This is a genomic window from Breznakia sp. PF5-3 (genome assembly GCF_029504745.1).
Classification (GTDB): Bacteria; Bacillota_I; Bacilli_A; order Erysipelotrichales; family Erysipelotrichaceae; genus Breznakia.
Map to the genome: position 1 here is coordinate 23,890 of NZ_JAQFIQ010000028.1, position 8,479 is coordinate 32,368.

Genomic DNA, 8,479 nt, shown 5'->3' on the forward strand with positions numbered 1-8,479 from the left:
AAAAATTGAAAAATTTATTGTAAACCTTCAAGATTGCGTTTTTTCCAAAATTTGCATAATAAACAGCCACTTAAACTAAGTAAAAATAAATTGAATTCTATCCTTTCACCATGTCTATCTCCTGCGGAAACAACTGCCTTGCTAAGGGTTTCATTCTCACTTTGCATTGACTTGCTTTTTCCACCAGCGATACTCATAGCATTCTTCGCATCAACAACCACCTCTACAGAAAGTTCACCTTCTATAGAATTCCCTGAATAGTCTTGTGCGATCGCTGAAAAAGTTAACTTAAAGACACCTCCTTCTATGTTGACTTCATTTATTTTTTTTAGTTGTTTTTCATTTACTTTTATAATATTGTCATTACTTTTTTCGTCCAGTTTATGATATATCTTAATTTCCGCTTCCCCAATAGCATCTTCTGCTTGTAAAGCTTTCGCTTCATCATACGTCAGATGTATATTTCTACCTGAAATTATCATTTCCTCATTTGGTCCAATTGGATATGTATTATTACCATAAACGGTTACTGTAACTTTTTTACTTACTTCATAGTTGTTTGCTTTTATTGTATATAGCAGTTCAAACACACCACCTTGTGATGATACATTTTTAATCTGCTGCCATTGTTCTTCATGTATGCCAATACTACTACCAACATCAGCAAATCCACTTATTTGTCCATCGGTTGTTCGTTTCATCAAAAATGAGCGAACGTTAGATTTACTTATTGCTTGACTCTTTGTTAAGCTTTGCACTTCATCATATGTAAATTGCAGATTATCTGCACCAATTACTAGATTTGATAAACTATCCATAACACTATTTCTATTTGTTATTAATACTTGAATTGTTTTTGTTCCTTTTTTACCATCCTTATTTATTGCTTCATAATTAACATCATAGATTCCAATAGCATTAAATTCTGCATTCCCATTCTTAAGTGCATAATGAATATCATCATAATCAATTGCTTGTTTTATTGGTTCTGCACCAATAGTATCCTGTGCCTTTAACCAATATGCATCCACACGATTTCGAATACTATAATCTATATTCGTATTTCCCAGTTCATATTTTTGTGGTTTCGCAAGAATTACAGGCTGACCATGAACTTTTATTTTTCTTTGATATGTTGCACTATAGCCTTCTGTATCTTCGATTGAATAGGTCACTTGATAAGTCCCTGCTTTTTTATTGTTAATATTCGTAGATGCAACCTCAACATCACTTGTAATATCATTTCCTAAGATATCGTATGCTTTCACATCTTTCATCAAATCATATGTATCGCCTACGTATAATTCTATGTCATTTGCTGTAAAGCTTGGTTCTTCCCACCAAATAATCGGTTGGGTTACTTCTCCAACATACCATGTATCATCACCAAAATAATTTAATGAATATTGATAAACATCATCGGCAGTTGGATCTAGTGTTAATTCAATTGATTCATATGTTTGTCCATCTATTGTCATTGGAATTGTATTCCCATAACGATCTTTCACAATTGATGTAACTATAACCTTTCCAGTTGCTTTATCACCAATTAATGAAGTCTCATTTGTATAGCGTTGACCCTGATTATTGTTTGGATCTTGATATGGATCTGCATCAGAATTATGTCTTACATAAACAACAGCAGAAACATTCGCTAACGCTGATAAATCCGTAACATGATTGTTATTAAGCCAAATTGCTGCATTTCCATTTGTAGTAATTGTTGCTAATGGTGATATATCCGTAATATTGTTATTAGATAACTGCAATATATTAATCTTTGTAAGATTTGATAAAGGCGTGATATCGGTAATATTGTTATGATTTAATATAAGTCGCTTAGCATCTGTATAATGTTCAAAAATACTAATATCTGTAATATTGTTATTTTGAAAATGAAATACTACTTCTGGAATACAATCTGTTATTGGCAAAGTATTTAAATCATCATCATCAATGCCATTATTATTAAACATAATTTGCTCATCCAAATTTGGAAACCTAGAAGCTGTTAAAATTGAAAAATCATGAATCTCATTGGTTCCTGTGTTCCAATTATTAAATTCCATCTGAGATAAATATGGATAAACAGTATTGCGCATTGGCTCTAAACTTTTAATATTGTGATCATTCAAATAAATATAACGTAGTGAAGTCATATACTCAATCCCTTGAAGATCACGAATACGTTTAGTAGGATTATTTTCAATATAATAAATACTATCTACCTGTCCCAAATCCTCGATTGTGAAATTGCTATCTAAACCCTTTTCAAACACTAGGTAATTATAAAAGTTAATATCTGGAACAAGATCAATCCCTGTAGCAGCACGAGTAGAAATTTGCTTTTGGATTTCTGTAATTTGAATTTCTTGTGTTGCCTTAGTTACCTTATTATCCATTTCATAAGTAATTGTTAAAGTATATACACCATTTTCTTCAATGATAATAGTAGGATCATTTATATCTAAAATAGTATCTTCAAATACAAGTTCACGAATTCCATATGTTTGTATTGCTTCTTTCGAGATGTTAATCTTAGCTCTTTGATTATGCAACTCATAGAAAGTAGTATATGTTAACGTAAAATTCTCATCTGCATCAGCTTCATTTAAAAGTACAAAACAACTAATTAGTAAATATGAAAACACGATACATATAAATTTTACAAAATTTTGTTTATACCTCATTACGCACAACCTTCTTTCTCTTTTGATAGTATAGATAAATAAGTACAATCAATAATGATATAATAAATGGAATTGCACTAATCAACAGTTTGAATGGAAAAGATTTTTCGGCATTAATTTTAAGTTTAGTAAAAAAATCAATATAGAATCTCTCAGGCGAAGAAACTATTTTACTATCATATTCTGTGTATATACTTCCTTCAATGATTTTATCCACACGATAGGATAATCCTGATTTTGATATTTCATCCTTTTGGTACAATGCATACACAACTGTATCCTCTGTGATATCATGCAAATCTTCCGACCACCCTAAAAATGTATTATTATTTTTCTTCGGTCCTGCAATGGCTTCACCATCATCTCCATAATTTACAAAAGTTTGATAATAAAGTTCATTATCTACATAATATGAAACACGATATTGCTTAATCACAAATGTAGCATATAAATTCATTGATTTTTTTATCTTTTCGCCATTATAAAAAAAACCTTTTCCATCTAACTGTGTATTAAAGCCAAGAAAACGATATCCTTTTTTCGAAACAAGTGGAGTATCTACTACTTGATTATTTTTCACCTTTATTTGTTTCAACAATATCGTTCCATCATAGAAATTAACTGTATGAGTTGTATTATTGAATCCAAACTTTCCTCGAAACGCATGTTCATAGGTTTCGCTTTTATCACCCATGGTAATTTCACTAGATAATATTTTCATATCTACACTGATTTTATCTCGTGAAGACCCGATTGTCATAACTTCTAAATCATAAGTTGTTTTCGTACTATTTAAAGCAATCGCTTTTCCATTATTGAGATAAGAAGTATATTCATCCTGTGAAGCATTACGACCATTAATTTTTAATACTCCCTTATAATAATCTTTAAATTTGATACCTTCTTTTTCTATAAATAAAATTTTAGAGTCAACCACTCCTGAATGATTCACTACATTCATTGTAATTTTAACAGTTGATCCATAAGGAACATCTGTAGTACTCTCTAGGCTATATGCCTGTCCTGAAGCAGATATTACTTTAGCACTTGAAGATAGTGACAAATCAAAGTAAACCTCTTTTGCTTCCACGCTAAAAATACCAGTGAGTAAACTAAACACCACTGATATCGTTAACACTGCAAATGTTACTACCTTTCTTATTGTCCCTGTCTTATTCATATTCGCCCTAACTTTCAATATTCACTATATAAGAAATCATATTTCCTGATTTATCATAAATAGTTACATAAACCTCTCCTTCAAATTCTTTTTTTATTTCGCCATTTTTTGGAATTGCTATTTTCTCTTCTTTATACAAAATATAAGATGAAGCATAATTTAGCCCTAAACCTTCATCTTTTAATTTGACTGATAAAGTTCCATCTTCATAACCAATATCAACCATCTCTGGTGCTTTTTTATCAATATTGTCAATCGATATTTTTTGAATATCCTCAGCAACTTTGATTGTATAATCACCATTTCTTTCAACTTGGAATGATAAAACATCATTCTGGATATCAAAAGCAATCGCTTCCTTTCCTTGTTTTACATTAACTTTAGATTTCTCAACATTCTTATTTAACTTTGCTTTTACTTCAATTTTCTTATTTGTTGGTTCTTGATAATAACTTATATCTAGAATTTGTGGTGTCTCTGTATTCAAGTTTTGATATACCACATAACTTCCTGCAGCTCCTAATCCAAGGATTCCTACAAGTGCCGCTTTTGCTATATCAGATATAAAATTACCTCCTATCGCCGCTGCTGGAACAACCACAGATGCGGCATTGGATCCAGAATGAATAATTTTGTTATAGATTTCAGTCGCTCCACTCGTAGACATCTTATTTTTTTGAATAATGTCAGCAAACAATCGATATGCGAATGGGGTAAACGTAAACCCGAAATACTTAGCTGGAGAATATCCTCGTTCTGCTAATCCAGGTTTAATAACTTTCCTAATTCTTCTAAGTCTTGTTTTTACTGTACCTTCTGGTATCTTTAGTATATAGGCAATCTCATTAATTGATAGCCCTTCATAATACTTCAACATCCCGACTTCAAAAAACTTATCAGAAAGTTGATTAAGTTCTGATTTAATCGCATCATAAACTTCTTTACTTTCTACTTCGTGTACTTGATCATTATCAACACGAATAATTTCTTCTAAATTTGTCTCTTCGTTTAAATCAACTTGTTTTGATCGTTTACGGTAAAGCGATTGTGAACGATTAAACGCAATCGTGAAAAGCCAAGAATGAAAAGCTTTATTAGACTTTAAAACTTGGATATTTTCAAATACATTCACAAATGTTTCCTGTACAATTTCTTCTGCATCTGCTGCATTCTTCATCAACTTCAAACCAAAGTAATAAATCGAGTCCCGATAAAAATCATATATCACATTAAATGCTTCAATATCACCATTACGAAAACGTTCGATATATTCAACATCGATTTCTCTTCGATTTCCTGTTTTTTTATACTCTTTCTTGGATTTCATAAAGTATCGCCCCCATCCACTTCATGTATGACGCTTAAGTCAGCGAAAAAGTTCACTTTCTTCATACTATTTATAACAAAAATACTTACTTATAATAAAAAATGTTGTAACTTGCTATTTTTTCGTAATGAATTACAACATTTTCCTTAATTTACATACCTGCATGCATAGTACGATGTATTACATCATCTTGCTGTTCTTTGGTAAGTTTATTAAAATTCACAGCATATCCAGATACTCGAATTGTTAATTGAGGATACTTCTCTGGATTTTTTTGAGCATCTAATAATATTTCTCGATTAAATACATTTACATTCAAATGATGCCCACCACTTGCTGCATATCCATCAATCATTGTTACCAAATTACTAATACGATCTTTCATAAGTATACCAACCTTTCTATTGCTTATACCTATGTATAATATAACGCATCTATGTTGTAATGATAAACTATTTGCCCAGAATTATAATTCTTTAAAATATTGAATAGCCAAACACCCAAGCCCTGTATGAACACCAACTACACTAACAAGCTTAATTAAATCATAATTCGCCTTAGGGAAAGCCGCCTTATACTTTTCAATCAATGCTCTTGCAGCTTCTTCTGCAACCACGTGAGCAACTGTGATACTGTACCCTTCACCTTCACCAAAAATCTCTTTTTTCATAATCTCCAATGTTGTATCCAAAGCTTTACTCATTGTTCTTACTTTATCAAGAACATCTATCTTCCCATTGGTTTTTTTATTAATTTCCAATATTGGTTTAATCTTCAATAAACCTCCTAGTGTTGCAGCAAAAGGCGTTAACCTTCCTCCACGTCTTAAATGATTAAGATCATTAGGAACTAATAATGTATTTGTTGAATTACATATTTGTGAAAGAATTTGTTTAATCTCATCAATAGACTTTCCTTCTTCATATAATTCTTTGGCACGAACAACCATATATTTTTCAACCATTGCTGTAACATGATTATCAAAATAATCAAAATTGATTCCCACTTCTTTTGCTGTCATTTCCATTGCATCAATTGTGCCACTTAACCCCTTGCAAATAGGAACTGCAAAAATCATATCATATCCTTCATTTTTTAAACGATTAAATAAGTCTTCAATTTTCCCCAATGGAGCTAAAGACGTTTTCATCATTTTTCCTTTTTCCATTAAATCATATACTTGATCAACATTGATATCTTCATTTTCTAGCAATGAAACATCATCATATGATATCTGTAACGGAACACTAAAACAACCTAATTTTTCTACCTCATCAACACTTAAGCCAGTACCGCTATCTGTAACAAATGCAACTTTCATAAGTTGATCCTCCTATACCTTCTTAATATATTGTAATCCTAGACATCCAACTCCTGTATGAACAGAAATCACAGGCCCTATAAACCCAAACACATTATCATTATTTGGATATTTACCAAAATATAAATCTCTTAATTCTTCAGCTGTTTCTTTTGCATCAGTATGTAAGACGACCACTTCATAATCATCCATAATTCCTTCATCTGCAAATGTATCAACTGCCATTTTCATAGCTTTGCTCATGGTTCTAACTTTTGAAAAAGTATCTATTTTACCTTCACTTGTTTTGTTTAATTTTAAAACTGGTTTAATCTTCAACATTCCACCTAATGCTGCAGCTAAAGGCGTTAATCGCCCCCCTCGCTTTAAATGATCTAAATCATCTGGAATAATCAATGTATTACTATTTTCAATACTATTATTTAAACGTTCTAAAATTTCTTCTAAATCTTTTCCTTCATCTACCAATTGTTTTGCAGCTTTTGCAATATATTGTTGAATATAACAAGTCGTATGACATTCTATGCAAGTCAAATCAAAATCATTATTATCTGCCAACATTTTCACATTCTGCATCGTGCTTGATAACCCACTTGTAAGAGGAACAAAAATCCCATGATCATATCCTTCTTTTTTTAATTTATGAAATAAATCTTCCACCATACCTACTGGTGGAAGTGATGTTTTCATCATCTTGCCATCACGGATCATCTGAAATATTTCTTCACAAGTCGTATCGTATCCATCTAAATATACTTGTTCATCATCAATGATCTGCAATGGCAAAAAATGAATGCCCATCGCTTCTGCCTGATCTTTATTCAATCCACTACCACTATCTGTAATTACTGCAATTTTCATATATTTACGCTCCTAATTTTAAATTTTTAATGTTGATTGTATGGCAACACATCCCAATCCGCCATGACATGTAAGTACGGATGGCAATTCATTAATTTCACATTCAATATCATCAAATACCGCTTTCAGCATTTTTTCTGCCTGTAATGCTCCCTTTGCATTATCTGCATGAAGTATATAAAGTTTATTCGTCAATGAATTCACATTCAAATCCCTAAACTTATCTACACAAAGTTGAATAACTTTTCCCTCTGTTCGTGCCATACCAAAACGATCAACTACACTACCATCTTCTTTTAAATATAAAAGTGGTTTAATTTTTAATAATGATGCCATATTGGCAGCAAGTGGTGAAACTCTTCCACCTTTCTTTAATTGTGTAAGCGTTTCAGGATATAAAAAGGAAAATTGGTTTTGATATTTCATATCTAACATCTTTAATATTTCTATAATATCTTTTCCTTCATTCGCCATTTCTTTAGCACGGATGGCTCCATCCATAATTGGTGCACCGACACTACGGGTATCAACAATATAAACATTATCCATTTCTAACTGCTTTTTCACCATATGAAAAGTATGATTTGTTCCACTTAAATCACTCGAACAAGTTAATACAATAATCGCATCATAATTTTCAGTTTTCCATTTTTCCATTAATTCTGTAACATACCCAACACTTGGTTGACTAGTAGTAGGAACCAATCCTTCTCTAAGCTTTTCATAAAGGACATCATTTGTAATTTCAATCAAATCTTTAAATTCTTTCCCATTGATTACAACACTTAATGGAACTAATGCAATATCATGTTTTTTTGCAATTTCCAAGTTCATTGCGCTTGTAGTATCCGTAACAATTAAATAATTATTCATAGCTAAACCTCTCTGTATTATTCTAACATACCGAATTTAAAATAGATACACTTTGGCTTAACAAGAAAAGGATTTTGATTAAAGCATAGTCTATTTTGAAAATCTTGTCATAATCAAAAAAAAGAACCGTATTGATGTGAACCCCCAAAGTTAGACAATAAACTAACAAAGGGGGTTTTTCTTATGAAGTTGACTAACGAAATTAAAAAGAAGATTGTTTTAGAAAA

7 protein-coding genes are annotated in these 8,479 nt (G+C 31.2%); all 7 read right to left on the minus strand.

What is annotated here, in order from left to right:
* Positions 1-14: 14 nt before the first annotated feature.
* The 7 genes from M2475_RS07640 to M2475_RS07670 all read right to left on the minus strand — a co-directional run bounded on the left by M2475_RS07640 (position 15) and on the right by M2475_RS07670 (position 8,252).
* Complete coding sequence (locus M2475_RS07640; protein ID WP_277490613.1) at positions 15-2,690, minus strand: immunoglobulin-like domain-containing protein; 2,676 nt, start codon at positions 2,688-2,690, stop codon at positions 15-17.
* Entirely contained in the window at positions 2,680-3,870 is a 1,191-nt protein-coding gene (locus tag M2475_RS07645; protein ID WP_277490614.1) for a hypothetical protein, read from the minus strand. The genes M2475_RS07640 and M2475_RS07645 overlap by 11 nt, the downstream gene beginning before the upstream one ends.
* Before the next feature lie 7 nt (positions 3,871-3,877).
* Complete coding sequence (locus tag M2475_RS07650; RefSeq protein ID WP_277490615.1) at positions 3,878-5,197, minus strand: RNA polymerase sigma factor; 1,320 nt, start codon at positions 5,195-5,197, stop codon at positions 3,878-3,880.
* Between the two features lie 151 nt (positions 5,198-5,348).
* Positions 5,349-5,624, minus strand: a complete 276-nt coding sequence (locus M2475_RS07655; RefSeq protein WP_346780384.1) for a glycine radical domain-containing protein — start codon at positions 5,622-5,624, stop codon at positions 5,349-5,351.
* 39 nt (positions 5,625-5,663) lie between these two features.
* Positions 5,664-6,518, minus strand: coding sequence for a DegV family protein (locus tag M2475_RS07660; protein ID WP_277490616.1), 855 nt, complete (start codon positions 6,516-6,518; stop codon positions 5,664-5,666).
* A gap of 12 nt (positions 6,519-6,530) precedes the next feature.
* Positions 6,531-7,379, minus strand: a complete 849-nt coding sequence (locus tag M2475_RS07665; RefSeq protein ID WP_277490617.1) for a DegV family protein — start codon at positions 7,377-7,379, stop codon at positions 6,531-6,533.
* A gap of 18 nt (positions 7,380-7,397) precedes the next feature.
* Entirely contained in the window at positions 7,398-8,252 is an 855-nt protein-coding gene (locus M2475_RS07670; RefSeq protein WP_277490618.1) for a DegV family protein, read from the minus strand.
* Positions 8,253-8,479: the final 227 nt, after the last annotated feature.